The sequence below is a fragment of the Amycolatopsis sp. NPDC043885 genome, assembly GCF_056435685.1.
Map to the genome: position 1 here is coordinate 197,295 of NZ_JBWKEA010000001.1, position 17,071 is coordinate 214,365.

17 protein-coding genes are annotated in these 17,071 nt (G+C 69.6%); 9 read left to right on the plus strand and 8 right to left on the minus strand.

Annotated elements, in window-relative coordinates; genetic code table 11:
• Positions 1-91: 91 nt before the first annotated feature.
• From purE to AC069I_RS01005, 5 genes are all read right to left on the minus strand, one after another.
• Entirely contained in the window at positions 92-589 is a 498-nt protein-coding gene (gene purE / locus AC069I_RS00985) for a 5-(carboxyamino)imidazole ribonucleotide mutase (RefSeq protein WP_340684515.1), read from the minus strand.
• A 9-nt stretch (positions 590-598) separates the two neighbouring features.
• On the minus strand, positions 599-1,783 hold the full coding sequence (locus AC069I_RS00990) for a 5-(carboxyamino)imidazole ribonucleotide synthase (RefSeq protein ID WP_478225181.1): 1,185 nt from the start codon (positions 1,781-1,783) through the stop codon (positions 599-601).
• Between the two features lie 13 nt (positions 1,784-1,796).
• Entirely contained in the window at positions 1,797-3,002 is a 1,206-nt protein-coding gene (locus AC069I_RS00995; protein WP_478264600.1) for a glycosyltransferase 87 family protein, read from the minus strand.
• The gene (locus tag AC069I_RS01000; protein ID WP_340684518.1) at positions 2,977-4,344 is read right to left on the minus strand and encodes a glycosyltransferase 87 family protein; all 1,368 of its coding nucleotides are present in this window, start codon (positions 4,342-4,344) and stop codon (positions 2,977-2,979) included. Before AC069I_RS01000 ends, AC069I_RS00995 begins: the two co-directional genes overlap by 26 nt.
• 81 nt (positions 4,345-4,425) lie before the next feature.
• Entirely contained in the window at positions 4,426-5,298 is an 873-nt protein-coding gene (locus tag AC069I_RS01005) for a nucleotidyl cyclase domain-containing protein (protein WP_007031897.1), read from the minus strand.
• A 309-nt stretch (positions 5,299-5,607) separates the two neighbouring features.
• On the opposite strand from AC069I_RS01005, the gene AC069I_RS01010 reads away from it, so the two are divergent.
• From AC069I_RS01010 to AC069I_RS01045, 8 genes are all read left to right on the plus strand, one after another.
• A complete protein-coding gene (locus tag AC069I_RS01010; RefSeq protein ID WP_478264601.1) occupies positions 5,608-7,848 on the plus strand; it encodes a sigma-70 family RNA polymerase sigma factor in 2,241 nt (746 codons plus the stop codon).
• 10 nt (positions 7,849-7,858) lie between these two features.
• Positions 7,859-8,359 carry a GtrA family protein gene (locus AC069I_RS01015; protein ID WP_478225177.1) on the plus strand — a complete coding sequence of 167 codons (501 nt, stop codon included), beginning with the start codon at positions 7,859-7,861 and terminating at the stop codon, positions 8,357-8,359.
• 213 nt (positions 8,360-8,572) lie between these two features.
• Positions 8,573-9,112, plus strand: coding sequence for a GtrA family protein (locus AC069I_RS01020; protein ID WP_034304834.1), 540 nt, complete (start codon positions 8,573-8,575; stop codon positions 9,110-9,112).
• A gap of 247 nt (positions 9,113-9,359) precedes the next feature.
• On the plus strand, positions 9,360-10,718 hold the full coding sequence (locus AC069I_RS01025; RefSeq protein ID WP_478264602.1) for an MFS transporter: 1,359 nt from the start codon (positions 9,360-9,362) through the stop codon (positions 10,716-10,718).
• Positions 10,719-10,729: 11 nt separating this feature from the next.
• Positions 10,730-11,566 (plus strand): NAD(P)H-binding protein, encoded by an 837-nt coding sequence (locus AC069I_RS01030; protein WP_478264603.1) that lies wholly within the window; start codon positions 10,730-10,732, stop codon positions 11,564-11,566.
• 299 nt (positions 11,567-11,865) lie between these two features.
• Positions 11,866-12,513 (plus strand): response regulator, encoded by a 648-nt coding sequence (locus AC069I_RS01035; RefSeq protein WP_478225174.1) that lies wholly within the window; start codon positions 11,866-11,868, stop codon positions 12,511-12,513.
• A gap of 135 nt (positions 12,514-12,648) precedes the next feature.
• Positions 12,649-13,281, plus strand: a complete 633-nt coding sequence (locus AC069I_RS01040) for a helix-turn-helix transcriptional regulator (RefSeq protein ID WP_340684524.1) — start codon at positions 12,649-12,651, stop codon at positions 13,279-13,281.
• Positions 13,282-13,285: 4 nt separating this feature from the next.
• On the plus strand, positions 13,286-13,699 hold the full coding sequence (locus tag AC069I_RS01045) for a Pvc16 family protein (RefSeq protein ID WP_478264604.1): 414 nt from the start codon (positions 13,286-13,288) through the stop codon (positions 13,697-13,699).
• Here the strand turns inward: AC069I_RS01045 and AC069I_RS01050 are convergent.
• From AC069I_RS01050 to AC069I_RS01060, 3 genes are all read right to left on the minus strand, one after another.
• Positions 13,677-14,189: a hypothetical protein gene (locus tag AC069I_RS01050; protein WP_478264605.1), complete on the minus strand. Its 513-nt coding sequence runs from the start codon at positions 14,187-14,189 to the stop codon at positions 13,677-13,679. The genes AC069I_RS01045 and AC069I_RS01050 overlap by 23 nt on opposite strands.
• 64 nt (positions 14,190-14,253) lie before the next feature.
• Positions 14,254-15,537, minus strand: a complete 1,284-nt coding sequence (locus AC069I_RS01055; RefSeq protein WP_478225171.1) for an ATP-binding protein — start codon at positions 15,535-15,537, stop codon at positions 14,254-14,256.
• A 1-nt stretch (position 15,538) separates the two neighbouring features.
• A complete protein-coding gene (locus tag AC069I_RS01060) occupies positions 15,539-16,243 on the minus strand; it encodes a response regulator transcription factor (protein WP_478225238.1) in 705 nt (234 codons plus the stop codon).
• Positions 16,244-16,282: 39 nt separating this feature from the next.
• Here AC069I_RS01060 and hisN point away from each other — a divergent pair, with 39 nt between their 5' ends.
• Complete coding sequence (gene hisN / locus AC069I_RS01065; RefSeq protein WP_478234581.1) at positions 16,283-17,071, plus strand: histidinol-phosphatase; 789 nt, start codon at positions 16,283-16,285, stop codon at positions 17,069-17,071.

Here is a 17,071-nt window from a genome sequence, read left to right on the forward strand (position 1 = left end):
CCGTTCTGACCGGCAGTGCCCGCCTGACACCTTACTGTGACGACGGGTGCCCGCAAGCAGGTTCCAAAGAACCGGAGGAAATGGAGCAGATTCAGCCTTCGACGCGTTTACGCAGTGCGGCGTCCTTGTCGAGCACCAGCTGTTCCAGATCCGCCTGGAACCGCGCCATCTTCGCCTGAAGCTCCTCGTCGGACGCGGCGAGGATGCGCACCGCGAGCAGGCCCGCATTGCGCGCCCCGCCGACGGAGACCGTCGCGACCGGGACGCCCGCGGGCATCTGCACGATCGAGAGCAGCGAATCCATGCCGTCGAGGTACTTCAGCGGGACCGGCACGCCGATCACCGGCAGCACCGTCGCCGACGCGACCATGCCCGGCAGATGCGCGGCACCGCCGGCGCCCGCGATGATCACGCGCACACCGCGCGAAGCGGCCGAAGCCGCGTAGTCGAGCATCCGCTGCGGAGTGCGGTGCGCCGAGTAGACCCCGACCTCGTATTCGACGCCGAACTCGGCCAGCGCCTGCCCGGCCGCTTCCATCGTCGGCCAGTCCGAATCGCTGCCCATGATCAGGCCAACCTGCGGCGCCATTTCCTACTCCTAGTGAATTTCGTAGCCGTCGAGCCAGACGGCGTGGGAAAGCCAGTGCGCGGCGAGCAGCGCGCGGTCGCGCAGCTCCTCCATGCGGTCGCCGACGAGGTTGACGTGGCCGAGTTTGCGGCCGGGACGCTCGCCCTTGCCGTACAGGTGCACGCGGATGTCCGGGTACCGCGCGAACAGGTGGTGCAGCCGTTCGTCCGGGCCCATCTCCGGAGCCTCGGGGGCGCCGAGGACGTTCGCCATCACACAGGCGGGGGCGATCAGGTCGGTCACGCCGAGCGGGTAGTCGAGCACGGCACGCAGGTGCTGCTCGAACTGTGAGGTCTTCGAACCGTCCTGGGTCCAGTGTCCCGAGTTGTGCGGGCGCATGGCGAGTTCGTTGACCAGCAGGCCTTCGCCGGTCTCGAACAGCTCGACGGCGAGCAGGCCGGTCACGTTCAGCGTCGCGGCGATCCGCAGCGCCAGGTCCTGCGCTTCCTGCGTGCGCTCGACGCTCAGCCCCGGCGCCGGCGCGAGCACCTCGGTGTTGATCCCGCCGGACTGCACGGTCTCCACCACCGGCCACGCCGCCCCCTGTCCGAACGGCGACCGGGCCACGAGCGCGGACAGTTCGCGCCGCATGACGACCTTTTCCTCGACCAGCAAGGGGGTTCCGGCGTCGAGCAGTTCGGGGACGGTCTCGCGGGCGTGCTGCGCGGTGTCGAGCATCCAGACGCCGCGACCGTCGTAGCCGCCTTGCGCCGCCTTGAGCACCACCGGCCACGAGTGCTTGTCACCGAAGGTGATCACATCGTCCACAGAGGACACTTCGGCGAAGGCGGGTCCGGGGATCTCGAGCCCGGCCATCATCTCGCGCATGACGAGCTTGTTCTGCGCCATCGACAACGCGGCCGGGTCGGGCCGGATGGTGACGCCTTCCATCGCGAGCGTCAGCAGGTGCTCGCCGGGGACGTGCTCGTGGTCGAAGGTGAGCACGTCGACCCCGGCGGCGAACGAGCGCAGCGCTTCGAGGTCGGTGTGGTGCCCGTGCACGACCTCACCCGCGACGAGGCCGGCGGATTCGTTCTCCCCGGCGGCCAGCACGCGCAGGGACTGGCCGAGGGAGATCGCCGCCTGGTGGGTCATCCTGGCCAGCTGTCCGCCGCCCACCATGCCCACGATCGGAAGACCGGTTCGTTTGTCCATAACGACGGAGAGATTACTTGGCCGCCACCGCCACGACCTGGGCGGACCCGCGTCGCAGCTCCCGCACCGCCAGGCCTGTGATGGCGATCGCAGCCGTGAGGACGTAGACGTTCCCGAGCAGCGACCAGCCGAGGCCCCAGCCGAACTCGGTCTCCCCGCCATTGGGCACGAACATGATCAAGCCGCTCGCGAACAGCACCGCGACACCCGCGGCCGGCACCCACGATCGGCGGAGCACGAGCAGGACGAGCAACGGCACCGTCCACACCCAGTGGTGTGACCAGGACACCGGCGAAAGCAACAGCCCGTAGAACGCGGTCACCAGCAGCGCGCCGACCGGGTCGCCGCGGCGGTGCAGGCGCACGACCAGCCAGACGGCGGGTCCGGCCAAGACGGCGGCGATCGCGATGGCCACCGTCAACGACCACGGCGCGAGTTCCGAAGCCCGGTTCACCAGGCCGTTGAGCGACTGGTTGAAGATCCAGTGCACGGAGCCGACCCGGCTGGGGTCGGTCGCCGATTCGGTCCAGAACCGGACGGCGTCACCGGGGATCACCGCGAACATCACGGCTTCGAGCGCGACGAACGTGCCGAGCGCCCGCAGCGCGTCCTTCCAGCGGCCGGTGAACAGCAGATGCGGCACGAAGATCAACGGCGTCAGCTTGATCGCGGCCGAGATCCCGATCAGCACCCCGGCCCAGCGCGAACCGCGCGCCGAAAGCACGAGGATGTCGACGACGATCAGTGCCATCAGGATGAGGTTGATCTGGCCGAGGAAGATCGTCTTCCAGACCGGCTCCAGTGCCAGCGCGCCGGCCGTGGCCAGCGGCAACACCCACCACCGGGTGATGGGGGCGCCGCAGGCGCGGGCGACCACGGAGATCACGACGCTCAGGCAGACCAGGGAAAGCGCGCCGATGACGCCCCAGGTCAGCCCGTCCGGGACGATCGCGAGCGGCAGGAACAGCGGCGCCGCGGCCGGGGTGTAGGTGAACGGCAGCAGCACCCACGGAGGCAGCGTCGTCAGCGCCTCCCGGGTGTAGAGCGGTTCGCCCTTCAGCAGCGTGAGAGCGCCGGCCCGGTAGACGGCGCTGTCCGCGCCGAGGTGCCATTCGCCGAGCCACGCGACCACGCCCAGCGCGAGCATCGCCAGTGCGAGCGCACCCGCCAGCGTGATCCCGACAAGCCTGGCCTCAGCCGCCGGACGTGACTTCAGCATGCTCGTCGTTAATCCCCACAGCGGTGTGCCCCGTGCCCTGCTTCCGGCGCAGGTACCACCAGCGTCCGGCGAGTGCGAGCGCCAGCACCAGCGGCATGAAGATGTACGCGCTGCCGAGGATGTTCTGCCACACCTGCCAGTGGAGCTCGACGTTACGGCCGTTCGGCAGGATCAGCAGGACACAGCTGATGAAGACGAAGAACACCGCGAAGGTGCCGAGCCAGCGTTTCCACGCGGTGGCGGGCGTGGTCTTCGGCAGCCGCGAGACCAGGAGGACGACCAGCGGCGCCACCCACACCCAGTGATGGGTCCAGGAGATCGGCGAGATCAGCAGGATCCAGAACGCCGTCACCAGCATCGCCGCGAGCGCCTGGCCCTTGCGATGGAAGCGCAGCACCAGCCAGATCGCCGGGATCGCGAGCAGCGCGCCGATCCCCATCGCCGCTTTCGACGCCCAGGGCGCGAGCTCGGTGAAGCGGTTCATCAGCGCGTTCAGCGACTGGTTGCCGGCCCAGTGCACCGGGCCGATGCGGCCGGTGTCGGGCAGGGTGTAGGTCCAGTACCGCGCCGCGTCGTGCGGGATGATCAGGAACATCAGGCCCTGCATCACGACGAAGGTGACGAGCCCGCGGACGGCGTCCATCCGGCGGCCGGTGATGAACAGATGCCCCAGGAACACGATCGGGGTGAGCTTGACCGCGGCCGCGACGCCGACGAGCACGCCGCCCCAGCGGCTGCCCCTTGCCCCGATGACCAGGATGTCGAGCATCACCAGCGCCATCAGGATGATGTTGATCTGGCCGAGGAAGATCGTGCGCCACACCGGCTCGAGGCCGAGGAAGACCAGGAAGAACGCGATCGTCGACCGGGCGGGCGAGGCCCACCAGCGGGGGCCGTCGGTCGAGGGCTTCGGCAGCGCGCCGATGGCGATCCGGACGCACAGCGCCAGCGCGAGCAGCGAGACCGCGGTCAGGAGCCCCCAGGCGACCTGCGTCGGGACGATCGCGAGCGGGATGAACAGCAGCGCGGCGGTCGGCGGGTAGGTGAACGGCAGCAGCGCCCACCACGGTTCCACCGGAAGGGTGTTCGCGTCGTACAGCGGGTCGCCGTTCAACAGCGTCTCGGCACCGGCGCGGTAGACCGCGCTGTCCACGCCCAGCACCCATTCGTGCTGCCAGCCCCAGATACCGAAACCGATCGCGACCAGCGGGATCACGGACAGGATCAGGATCGATCTCGGCCGGACGGACAAGCGGGCGAGCGACTTCCGCAGCGACAGTCGATGCTGCGGGCGGCTCGCCGAAACGTCGCCGTTGGCGTCGGCGGGAACAGTCCGGGTCACGCGAACAGGAAATCATGAACCGGGTCGTCCCTGGTCGACAGGGTCGGCCGTGACCTGGAGAACGTCTTACGCTACCCCACGTCAGGAACGCGCGAGGGTGCCGAGGAGATCGCACGCGAGGTCGTAGGTCGCCGGGAGGCGGACCGCCGAAATCTGCGGGCGGCCGGTGTCACGCAACTGGGCGTCCACGGAAAGCCGCTCGTTGAGCGCCCTTCGCAGCGCGACGCCGGACGAAGCGAGCCGCACGTCCTTCGGTACGAGAGCGCCCGCGACGGACGGCCCGATCGAGGCGACGCTCTCCCCGCCGTCGAAAACCTGCTTCAACGCGTCCGCGACCAGGATCATCCCGGTCAGCCGGGGCCAGCCCGCGACCGAGCTGAAGTCCATCGAGACCACGAGCAGCGTGTGCGCCTCCGCGACCGGCCGCTCGTCACGGCGGGCCTGGCGGTACAGCTCACTCAACCGGGTCCTCAGGTACGCGGCGGTGGGCAGGCCGGTGAGGGGTTCGGTGACCTCGGTGTTCACCAGCTGGTCGGTCGCGACGTCCGCCCAGGCGAGCGCCGTCACCCGGAGCAACCGGGACGGTGTGGAGTCGACGTCCGGCGCGAGGAAACCGTCCACCGCGTCCGGGTCGGCGAGCACGGCGTGCAACGCCGCGAGGTCCGCGAGCGTCTCGGCCAGTCCCGCGCCCGCTGCGGCCCGTGCCCGGCCCAGCCCCGCGAGTGCGGTCTCCGCCACTTCCGCGGGAGCGACCCGGCCGTTCTTGATCACCGCCGCGCAGACGGCGTCGACCTCGGGCAGGCCCCAGTCGCTGGGGAAACGCCAGCCCGCGGCCAGGCTGGCCGTCCGCCAGCGGGCCCGCAGTGCGCGGAGCGTGCGATCTCGTTCGAACCGGTTCCAGGCGGCTTGCCCGTCGGATCCCCCGGACGGCGCACCGGTGGCCGGTACGTCCACTGCCCACCGCCCCTTTCCGTTCCGATCTTTTCGATCTTGCGATCGCTTCACGGTGGGGACGCCCGTCCACGCCGCGCGTGACGGCGTTTTTCAAGGATCTTTCCGAACTCTCCATCCATGCCCCCGCCACCGCCCTCAACGGACGCGCTGCGCGCGCGGCTCGAAATCAACCCGGGGCGGGTGAAGGTGTTGCGCTCTCCGGGTCATCGACGGGGCCGCGAGGTGACGTGCGTCGCCCAGTCCGTCACACTGAGCGGGTTCGGGCGTTTAAGACAGTAGACCCGCCGAACCAGCAGATGAAGGAGCCCCGTGTCCACCGTTCCCGCCGATCTCTCCGGTAAGAGTGACGCCGAGCTGATCGCCGAGGTGCGTGACGGGAAGATCGCGTCTTACGGAACCCTTTACGAGCGCCACGCCGGCGCGGCGCACAACCTCGCCCGCCAGCTCGCCCGCTCGAGTTCCGAGGCCGACGACCTCGTTTCGGAAGCCTTCGCGAAGGTGCTGGACACGCTGCGCGGCGGCAAAGGCCCCGACGCCGCGTTCCGCGCGTACCTGCTGACCGCGCTCCGGCACACCGCCTATGACAAGACGCGCAAGGACAAGCGCGTCGACCTGAACGAGGACATGTCCGACGTCGGCGGCGCCATCGGCGAAGCGCTGACTGTCCCTTTCTCCGACACCGCCGTCGCCGGGCTCGAGCGCACGCTCGCCGCGAAGGCGTTCGCCCGGCTACCCGAGCGGTGGCAGGCGGTGCTGTGGCACACCGAGATCGAGGGGCAGACGCCCGCCGAGGTCGCGCCGCTGCTGGGCCTGACCGCGAACGGTGTCTCCGCGCTCGCCTACCGCGCCCGTGAAGGACTGCGGCAGGCGTATCTGCAGGTCCACCTGGCCGAGAACTCCGCCGAACGCTGCCGCGCGAGCGCGGACAAGCTCGGCGCGTGGACCCGGGACGGGTTGTCCAAACGCGAACGGACCCAGGTGGAGAACCACCTGGACGAATGCGAGAAATGCCGCGCGCTGGCCGCGGAACTGGCCGACGTCAACACCGGTCTGCGCGGGATCATCGCGCCGATCGTGCTCGGTGGCGCGGCCCTCGGTTACCTGGCGACGACCGGGGCGGGCAAGGCGGGCGCGGTCACCGCGGCCGCGACGGCCGCAGCGGCGGGCTCGAGTTCGGGCGCCGCCGCCGGCGCAGCCGCGGCCGGACCGCGTCAATTCGCCGGAGTGGCCGGATCGAGCGCGGCCATCGTCGCCGCCGTCGCGGTGGCGCTCGCCGCCGGTGGCGGCACGCAGGAGATCCCGGCAGCCGCGGCGGTCCCGCCGCCCGCCGCGGCACCCGCCCCCAAACCGGCCGACCCGCCCCCGGCACCGCCTGCCGCCCCGCCGCCGGCGCAGCAGCCGGTGCCGCCCGCTCAGCAGGTGCCTCCTCCGGCGCCCGCTCCCGCGCCGACTCCGACGCCCGCCGAGCCGCCCGCGCCTTCGCCGGTGATCCCGGCGCCTCCGGTGATGACCGCGTCGACCCCGTCCGGTGGTGTCCAGCTCAAGCCCGGTGAGGCGGCCAACCTGCCGATCACCGTGCGCAACGACGGCGGAACGAAGTCCGAGCCCGTGGCGGTCTCGCTGAACCTGCCGAAGGGTGTGCGGGCCGTTCCCGCCGCCGGCGGCGGCGCGATGGGCACCAACGGCTTCCGTCAGCAGGCACCCTCCACGATCGCGGTGAGCTGCCCCGGCGGTACCGGTACGGTGACCTGCCGGACCGGTACCGGTCTCGAACCGGGACAGTCCGCGGTGCTGACCTTCCGGCTGCTCGCGGACGAAACGGCCGTGGACGGCAGCGTGGTCACCGGATCGGTGACGGCGGGCGCGCAGATCAAGGTTCAGGTCGAGGTGAAGGTCAAGGTGCCGGCGCCGCCCGCACCCGTGGACGGCCTCACGCTGACAGCCAAAAGCGTCGGGTTGTCCTCGTTCCCCTGGCACCGCAACCCGCTGCTGAACATCAGCGTGAAGAACACCGGCAAGTCGACGAAGCCGGTGACGATCACTATCGACCACCGCATTCTCTACTCGTCGAGCTTCTCCGGCATCCGATGCACTCCGACCGGCGAAGGTGCGTCGTGCACTTCGCGTGGCTCGCTGGCTCCGGGACGCCAGGCGAACCTGATGGTGACGCTGAAGGGCCGTCCGCCTGCCCATGTCCCGGTGACGGTGAACGCCACCCTCGGCACTGCCAAGGCGAAGCCGGTCGAGGTCTATTTCGGCTGCTGGCACCACTGGTGTGACGACAACGCACTGCTTCCGCCGACGACGGTGCCTTCGCTGCCTTCGGTCACTTCGAAGCCTCCGGCCAGCATCGACACGACGAAGCCTGGACGGCCAGGGTGGCCTGTTCCGTCGAAGAAGCCTTCGCCGTCCGTGACGCCTTCGGAGCCTTCGAATGAGGAGCCGTCCCAGCCGGGGACGACCACGACGACCACCAGCGCTCCGCCGAAGCCCGGGAAGTCCAAGCCGACCACGCGGCCCAACGGAGTGATCGACCGCATTTTCCAGTAGCGTCGCGCGCATGCGGGGAAAGCATCGCGAACTGCTGCGGTTCGTCTTGGTCGGCGGCGCGAGCTTCGTCATCACGATGACGATCACCTACGGGCTCAAGTTCACCGTGCTGACCGACAAACCGGTGACCGCGCTGATCATCGGCGTCCTGGTGGCGACCGTTTTCTCGTACGTCGCGAATCGTGAATGGTCCTTTCGCTCCCGCGGCGGGCGTGAGCGAGCCCACGAAGCCGCGCTCTTCTTCCTGCTCAGCGCGATCGCGCTCGGTCTCAACGCGCTTCCGCAGCTGGTTTCGCGGTATGTGTTCAAGCTGGAGCAGCCCTACGTCGGGCTGCTGGCCCAGGAGATCGCCGACTTCGTCAGCGGCGTGATCATCGGCACCCTGCTCGGCACGGCGTTCCGCTGGTGGTCGTTCAAGAAATGGGTCTTCCCGGAGGCCGGCGCGCGGCCGCGACTGCTGCGGGGCGGCGGGCAGGACATTTCCGCCATTCCCGACGATCCCGCCGCCTGATCCGCCCGCCGCGCGGCAGCAAAGGTCCCTTGCTCTCTTTTCGCAGGTCATCGCAACACCAGCGGAGGCAGGGCGAGTGGTCGTGAGTGGCGATTCGTGTTCTCACCCGAATCGCCACTCACGACCCGCCGCCGAATCGCCCAAAGCGCCCTATATCGCGCTGTCCATCCCCTGCCGACCCGTTCGGCGGCCGACGCGAATTAGACTGATCTGGTGACCGTGGTCGAATCCGTCCTTTCCAGGACGCCCGAGCCGCTCCGATCCGTGCTGATCAAGCACCGTGAGCTGTTGAAGTTCGCGATCGTGGGCGGCACGACGTTCCTGGTCGACAACGGCGTCTGGTACCTGCTGAAACTCAGCGTGCTGGAGTCGAAGCCGACCACGGCGAAGGCCATCGCGATCATCGTCGCGACGATCGTGTCCTACATCCTCAACCGCGAGTGGTCCTTCCGGACCCGCGGCGGCCGCGAACGGCATCACGAAGCCGCGCTCTTCTTCGTGATCAGCGGCATCGCCGTGGTGGTCAACCTGATCCCGCTGTACACGTCGCGCTACATCTTCGACCTCGAAGTGCCGCACGTGACGCGGTTCGTCCAGGAGCTGGCGGACTTCACCAGCGGGTCGATCATCGGCATGCTGCTGGCGATGTTCTTCCGCTTCTGGGGCTTCAAGAAGTGGGTCTTCCCGGATGAGCTGGGCAAACGCCGCCGGGACAGCGACGAGCCGGACGAGGACGTCATTCCGCTCCGCTAAGTACTTGCCAAAAGACATGTGATTGCCTAGGGTCATCCATGTCAACGTTCCTTCACTGATGACGCCGGCCGGGTTCGCACGGTCGCGCGGGACGAATTCGAGGTGATCGCCAAGCGCGAAGAGGACCGCATCCGGTTCGGATGACGGTTGAGCCTTTTCCCGTCTTGGCGGGGATCCGGGGCTGCTTTCGAGCACTGCTCCGCGTCCCTCGCGTTCCCTCGTTTCTTCCAGTGAATGGATCTCTTTCTTGAGCACCGCTCTCGGCGCGCCGCCGCGCGCCCGAAACACCCTTGCCCTCGTCGGGCTCTTCGCCGCCGCGTTCCTGGCGATGCTCGACGCCCAAGTCGTCGCGACCGCGCTGCCGCGCATGGTCGGTGAGCTCGGCGGCGCCGCGTCGTTCGCCTGGGTCACCACCGCCTACCTGCTGGCGGGCAGCGTCAGCGCGCCCGTCTACGGAAAACTCGGTGACCTCTTCGGCCGCAAGCGCGTCGTGCTCGTCGCGATCGCGCTGTTCGTCCTCGGCTCCCTCGCCTGCGCTCTCGCCCCGACGATGCCGCTGCTGATCGCCGCCCGCGTGCTGCAGGGCATCGGCTCCGGCGGCCTGTTCGTCGCCGTCGCCGCGATCATCGGCGAGCTGTTCCCGGGACGCGAAGGCGCCCGCTACTTCGCCTGGTTCTCGATCTGCTTCGCCGGGTCCTCGCTCGCGGGCCCTGTCGTCGGCGGCGTACTGACCGACCTCGCGGGCTGGCGGTCGATCTTCGGCCTCAACGTGCCGATCGGGCTGGCCGCGTTCGGCGTCGTCGCGAGCTACCTGAGCCTCGAACGACGCCGGACGACCGCACCGTTCGACTTCGCGGGCATCGTCGTCCTGTCGGGCGCGATCGTCGGCCTGACCCTGGCGACGCCGCTGTCGGCCTCGATCGGCGCGGCGCTGCTCGTCGCCTTCCTGCTCGTCGAACGCCGGGCGGCCGAACCGGTCATCCCGCTCCGGCTCTTCCGCTCCCGGATGTTCGGCCTCAGCGTGCTGGCCAGTGCCGCCGCCGGGTTCGTTTTTCTGGGTTCGGTCAACTACCTGGCGCTCTTCCTGCAGACCGCGGGCGACGCCGGGCCCGCGGAAGCCGGACTCCTGCTGCTGCCCATGACCCTCGCGGTCGCCGCGTCGTCGATGGTCGCGGGCCGGGTCATCGCCAAGACCGGCGCCTACCGCTGGGCACCGATCCTCAGCATGGCCCTCGGCCTCGCCGCCGCGCTCGCGATGTCCACGATGGACGAAACGACGCCGTTGCCGATCGTCGTCGCCTATCTCGTCGTGTTCGGCGCGGCGGCCGGGCTCAACATGCAGGTGCTTTCCATGGCGGCCCAGCAGAACGTCGCCAGGACCGATCTCGGCGCGGTTTCGGCGACCGTCGGTTTCCTGCGTTCTCTCGGCACCACGGCCGGGGTGACCGTTTTCGGCGCGGTGTTCACGAACGCCTTCGCCGATGACAGTCCCGCCGGCTACTCCTCCGCACTCAATGGCGTGTTCTGGGCGATGGTCCCCGCTTTGGCCGTCGGCCTCGCCGCTTCCCTCTTCCTGCCGCGCGTTTCGCTGCGGCGCAACCACTAGGGAGTCCTTCGATGATCCTCGTTCTCGGTTCCACCGGCAAAATCGGCCGCGAACTCGTCCCCGCGCTGCTGGGCAGGGGCGCTCGCGTGCGTGCGCTGACGCGCGACCCCGCCCGCGCCCGTATCGATCCGCGTGCCGAGGTCGCCGCCGGTGATCTCGACGCCTTCGATCCTTCGCTGCTCGACGGCGTCGACCGCGTGTTCGTCCTGACCTCCGGGCACGGCTCGGACCCCCTCGCCCAGGAGCGGGCCGTGCTCAAGGCCGCCACCGGCGTCTCGCACATCGTCAAACTCTCCACGACCGGCGTCCACTTCGGACAGACCGACCCCATCTCCCTCGTGCACGCCGAGGCCGAACGGGCCGTGCGCGAAGCCGGGCCGGACTGGACGATCCTGCGTCCCGGCACGTTCATGGACAACCGGTTCGCCTGGCTGCACGCCGTGCGCGGCGACGGGGTCGTCCGCGTCCCCGAAGGCGATCCGGCGTCCGCGCTGGTGCACGTCCGCGACATCGCCGAAGTCGCCGCGACCGTGCTGACCACCAACGGGCACGCGGGCAGGACGTACCCGATCACCGGCGGCGAAGCGCTCACAACGCGGCGGCAGGTCGAGATCCTCGGCGACGCGCTCGGGCGGCCGCTGACGTACGTCGAAGAGCCCGAAGCCGCTTCGCGAGCCAGGATGCTCGGGTACGGCTGGCCCGCTTCGGCGGTCGACGGGATCTTCGAGCTCAAGCGACAGTCGGCCGGGAACGAGGAGATCGTGTTCGGCACCGTCCGCGACCTGCTCGGGCGGGCGCCGCTGACGTTCGCGGACTGGGCTCGGGAGCACGCCGCCGCCTTCGCCTGACCTGCGGAAAGGGAGCAAGGGACCTTTGCTACCGCCTGGCTCCCTGTGAGTACATGAAGGCCCCCTTGGGGACCCAGAGTCCGTGAAGGCCTCCTTCCCTACCTTCAGGGTAGGGAAGGAGGCCTTCACGGACTTGAAACCCAAGCATGCGCCGAAAGGGTTAAGGACTTGGGACGGGCCCGGCGATACGCGATACTCATCAGGCGTTTAATTTTCGCCGGTCCGCTGTCCGGACCACGCGTTGTCCGCCGAGCGGCCCTCTCGCTAACGTGCCGCGTCGGGGAGACAGGGGGAACCGTATGAACGAACGCCTTCGCGTGCTCGTGGTCGACGACCATCCGCTGTTCCGGTTCGGGGTCTGCACCCTGCTCGCCAACGAACCGCTGGTCGACGTGGTCGGAGAGGCCGCGAGCGGCGCGCATGCGATCAGCGCGGCGAGCGCCCTCGATCCCGACGTCGTGGTCATGGACCTGCATTTGCCCGATATCAGCGGCGCCGAAGCGACCCGGCACATCGTCGCCGAACGGCCGGACGTCGGCGTGCTCATGCTGACGATGGCGGACGAGAGTGAATCCGTTTTCTCGGCGATGCGGGCCGGAGCCCGCGGATATCTGCTGAAGGACGCGGAGCCCGACGAAATCATTCGTGCCGTTCACGCCGTCGCGAGGCGCGAAGCGATCTTCGGGCCCGACATCGCGACGCGCGTTCTCGGCTTCTTCAACCACTCGCAGCCGAGAACGGACACGGTGTTCCCGGAACTCACCGTCCGCGAACGAGAGGTCCTCTCGCTCATCGCGGGCGGGCACAGCAACACCGCCATCGCCAGCACTCTCTGCCTCAGCCCGAAAACGGTGCGGAACCATATTTCGAACGTCTTCAGCAAGCTCCACGTCGCGGACCGCGCCGAAGCGATCGTGCGTGCCCGCGAAGCGGGGTTGGGTCGCTGAAAAAGCGACCCCGATAAGGGCGGCTTTTCGGGCAATTCCGGGACCGGAGTCCCATGCGCCCGGGACACCCCACCCGGCAGGGTGAGTAGCGCGGGGGGTGGGACCCTCGCACCGTTCGAGGGGAATGGGAATCACATGTTCGAACCGAACAGGACACCGGTGGTCGTCCGCGCCACCGATCCGATTTTGCACAACGGCGTCTGCATGACGCTCCGCTCCCGTGACGATGTCTGGCTGGTGGACGGGGAGGCCGCCGACCCGACGATGGTGGCCCTCCTGGTCACCGACCGCCTCGACGAGGCCATGACGCAACTGCTGTCCGCACTGCACCACCAAGGGTTCACCCGCATCGTGCTCATCGCGGGTGAAGTCGACGACAACGAGATCCTCAGCGCCATCGAACACGGCGTCTGCGCGGTCGCCCGGCGTTCCGAGGCGGGCGCCGACGTCCTGGTCCGGCTGATCAAGGCGGCCGCGGCCGGGGAAGGCGCGCTGCCGCCCGACCTGCTCGGCAGGCTGCTGCACCGGGTCTCGCGGCTGCAACGCCAGGTGCTGCAGCCGCGCGGCCTGCACTTCGGTGGCATGAGCAGCCGGGAGACCGAGGTGCTCAAGCTGGTCGCGTCGGGATTCTCGACGCAGGAGATCGCCGACCAGCTCTGTTATTCGCAGCGCACGGTGAAGAGCATCCTGCACGACGTGACCAACCGGTTCCAGCTCCGGAACCGCTCGCACGCGGTGGCTTACGCACTGCGTGAGGGATTGATCTGATCCCGTGATCAGCCAGGTCGACGAGGCGTTGTGCCTGCTCATCGCACCTCATCTGCCGGAGGGGACGGTGGTCCGGCTGGATCCGCCGAAACCCACCTGGCAGACCGAAACGCGGGTGTCGAGCGTCGATCTGTTCCTCTTCGCCCTGCACGGCGCCGGCCCGGGAACCGGCGCCGTGCGGGCGAACCGGTGCGAACTGTCCTATTTGGTCACTGCGCGGGCGGACAAGGTCCGAGACGAGCACACCCTGCTCGACCGTTCGCTGCGGATCCTGCTCGGGACGGAGTTCCTCCTGGTCGACGAGCAGCCGTTGCGGATGACTCTCGGGTGCACCGATCCGACCGGACTGTGGGTCAGCCTCGGCCTGCCCGCCCGGGCGGCGTTCGTCGTCACGGTCACGGCGGAGTACCGAGACTGAGCACCGAGGACCGCCGCAGGACCACCCCGCCGATGGACGACAGCTGCCCGCCGAAGAGCTCGCACCATTCGGAGGCCGTCTCGGGCGGGCCGCATTCGCCTGCCCGCCCGGCCCACCCCGCGCGGACTTCGAGGCGGTAGCCGAGGATGCCGGTCAGGGTCAGCCCGTTCCGGCTGGCGCCGACCCCGCACATGCCCCGGTAGAGCCGGGCGTCCGGCGGCCGGAACTCGGCGCTCTGCTGGACGAACCGGTGTCCCGCCGCCCCGGTCACGGTCGCGACCGGGGTGTCGAACCCGCTGACGAACAGCCCCTTCGACAGCAGGTCCAAGGCTTCCGCCTCCATCCGCTCCACCACTCCGGGCGGACGGCGGCACGCGTACAGGGCACCCTCGAAGGACAACCCCACGGTGACCGCCACCTTGCCGATCTCCAGGGTCGCCGCGGCCACCGGACTCACCGGCGGGTGGTACCGGAACGCCGTCGCACGCACCCCCCGACGGTAGGTCCGCGCACTTCCGTGGCCTTGCCCGATCGGGAGAACCTTGGGGGAGGTCTTAGCGAGGGACCCGCTCGGCCGGCCAGCGCACCTCGGCCACATCGCCCGGCCGGGGCACCTTCAGGAAGAGGCTGAACACCGCGGGCTGCTTGCTCGACAGCTCCAGCCGTCCACCGTCTGCCTCGATGAGCGCGCGAGCGAGCGCGAGCCCGACGCCGGTCGACCCGCCGCCGGAGAAGCCACGTTCGAAGATGTGCGGCGCCAGCTCGTCGGGCACCCCTGACCCGGTGTCGGCGACCTCGACGACGACAGTGCCTTCCGCGTCGCCGCGCCGGGCGGCGAGCGTGACCGTTCCCGCGCCGTGGCGCAGCGCGTTGTCGAGCAGGACGCCGACGACCTCGCGCAAGCGGCCGGGCGTCGCCCTCGCCCTCAGTCCGTCGGTGACGCGGATCCGCAGATGCCTGCCCTCGGCGCGAAGCAGCTGTCGCCATTCTTCGGAAACCTCGGGGAGCACTTCCGGCAGGTTCACCGGTTCCGCGCCGACCTCGCGCGCCGCCCGCGCGGCGGCCAGCAGTTCGTCGAGGGCCTCGGCGAGCCGGTCGGCCTGTTCCTGCGCGGCCTTCGCCTCGTCGACGACGTCTCGGTCGGAGTGGATGGTGAGCGGTTCGAGCCGCAGCTGCAACGCGGTCAACCGGCTCCGCAGCTGATGGGAGACGTCGCCGACGAGCTGCCGTTCCCGCTGGACGAGCTGGGCGAGCGCCGAACCGGACGCGTCGAGCGCCTCGGCGACCATGTCGAGTTCGCCGACGCCGTAGCGCTTGGGATCCGGCCGGAAGTCGCCGCCGCCGAGTTTGACCGCGCGATCCGCGACGTGTCGCAGCGGTTTCGCGAGCCTTCGCGCGGTCACCGTCGCGACCACCGTGCCGGTGCCGACCGACAGCACGACCAGCAGCACCACCAGTAGGGTGACCTGGGTCTGGCGGGTGCGCATCGGGCCGGCGGGCACGGACAGCTCGACCTCGCCGTGCAACGCGATCGGGGCCCGTTCGGACACCACGTCCGAGCCGGGATCGGAGCCGTAGCGCTTCTCGATCTGCCCTTGCGCGCGGACGGTCAGCAAGCCGCCCTGCGGCACGGCGACCCGGACCAGGTCGAGGTTGATCGGCTGGCCGACCGCGATCTCGCTGTCCAGCGTCGCCGCTATCCCACGGGCCGAGGAAGCGAGGTTCTCGCGGTTGAGGTTATCGACCAGCTGCCACGCGGTGATCCCCAGCGGGATGCCCAGCACCGCCGCGGTGACCGCGACGGCGAGCAGGATCGCCAGGAGGATGCGTCGGCGCATGCTATTCCGCGTTGAAGCGGAAGCCGACGCCGCGGACGGTGGCGATCCGCCGTTCGCCGTCGCCGTTCCCGCCGGGTTTGCCCGCCCTGCCCGCGGCTTCGTCGGCCGCGATCGCGAGCTTCCGCCTGAGCCACGACATGTGCATGTCGAGGGTCTTCGAGGTCTTCGATTCGAGGTCGTTCCACACCTCGGCGAGGATCTCGTCGCGGCTGACCACCTGACCGGCGCGGCTCATCAGCACCCGGAGCAGCTCGAACTCCTTGTTCGCCAGCTGCACCTCGTGCAGGTCCACGGTGACCATCCGGGCGCCGAGATCCATCCGCACTCCCCCGGCTTCGAGCACGTCGGGGGCCCGGCGGCGGAGCAGCGCGCGGATGCGGGCCAGCAGTTCGGCCAGCCGGAACGGCTTGGCGACGTAGTCGTCGGCGCCGGCGTCGAGCCCGACCACGAAATCGACCTCGTCCGTGCGCGCGGTGAGCATCAGCACCGGCACCTCGGTGCCGCTGGCGCGCAGGCGGCGGCACACTTCGAGCCCGTCCATCCCGGGCAGGCCGAGATCGAGGACCAGCAGGTCCACCCGGTCGCTCCCGGTCGCGTCGAGGGCTGCGGGCCCGTCGCCGACGACCCGCACGTCATAGCCCTCCCGCTGGAGTGCGCGGGAAAGCGGATCGGCGATGGCCGGGTCGTCCTCGGCGAGTAGCACCATGCTCACCTGGCCAACTCTACGACTGCCGGGCGTGAAACCATCGTCACCGTGCCTGGCTACGAGAATGATCTGGAACTCGCCACCCGGCTGGCCGACGCCGCCGACGCCATCACCACCGCCCGGTTCCGCGCGCTCGACCTGGCCGTGGAACGCAAACCCGACCGGACGCCGGTCACCGACGCGGACACCGCCGTCGAAGACGCCATCCGCGCGATCCTCGCCGCGGACCGGCCGGACGACACGGTGCTCGGCGAGGAACGCGGCGGCACCGCGGCGACCGGCCGCGCCTGGGTGCTCGACCCGATCGACGGGACCAAGAACTTCCTGCGCGGTGTCCCGGTCTGGGCGACGCTGATCGCGCTGGTCGAAGATGGCACGCCCGTGGTGGGCATGATCAGCGCGCCGCTGCTCGGCCGCCGCTGGTGGGCCGCCGCCGGCGACGGCGCCTGGATGAGCGACTCCGCCGGGGAACGCCGCATCTCGGTGTCGAAGGTCGCGTCGCTCGAAGACGCGTATCTGTCCACAACGGACCTGAACTCGTGGGTGGAGTACCACTCCCGCGAGAAGTACCTCGACCTCGTCAACGCGTGCTGGGAGAGCCGCGCGTTCGGCGATTTCTGGCACCACTGCCTGGTCGCCGAGGGCGCGCTCGACGTCACCGCGGAATGCATCGTGAACCCGTGGGACGTCGCCGCGGCCCAGGTGCTGATCACCGAAGCCGGTGGCCGGTTCAGCGATCTGAACGGCGAAGGGCGCTACGACAACGGCTCAGCGCTTTCGACGAACGGCCTGCTCCACGACGAAGTCTTGGCCATCCTGAAGCGCTGA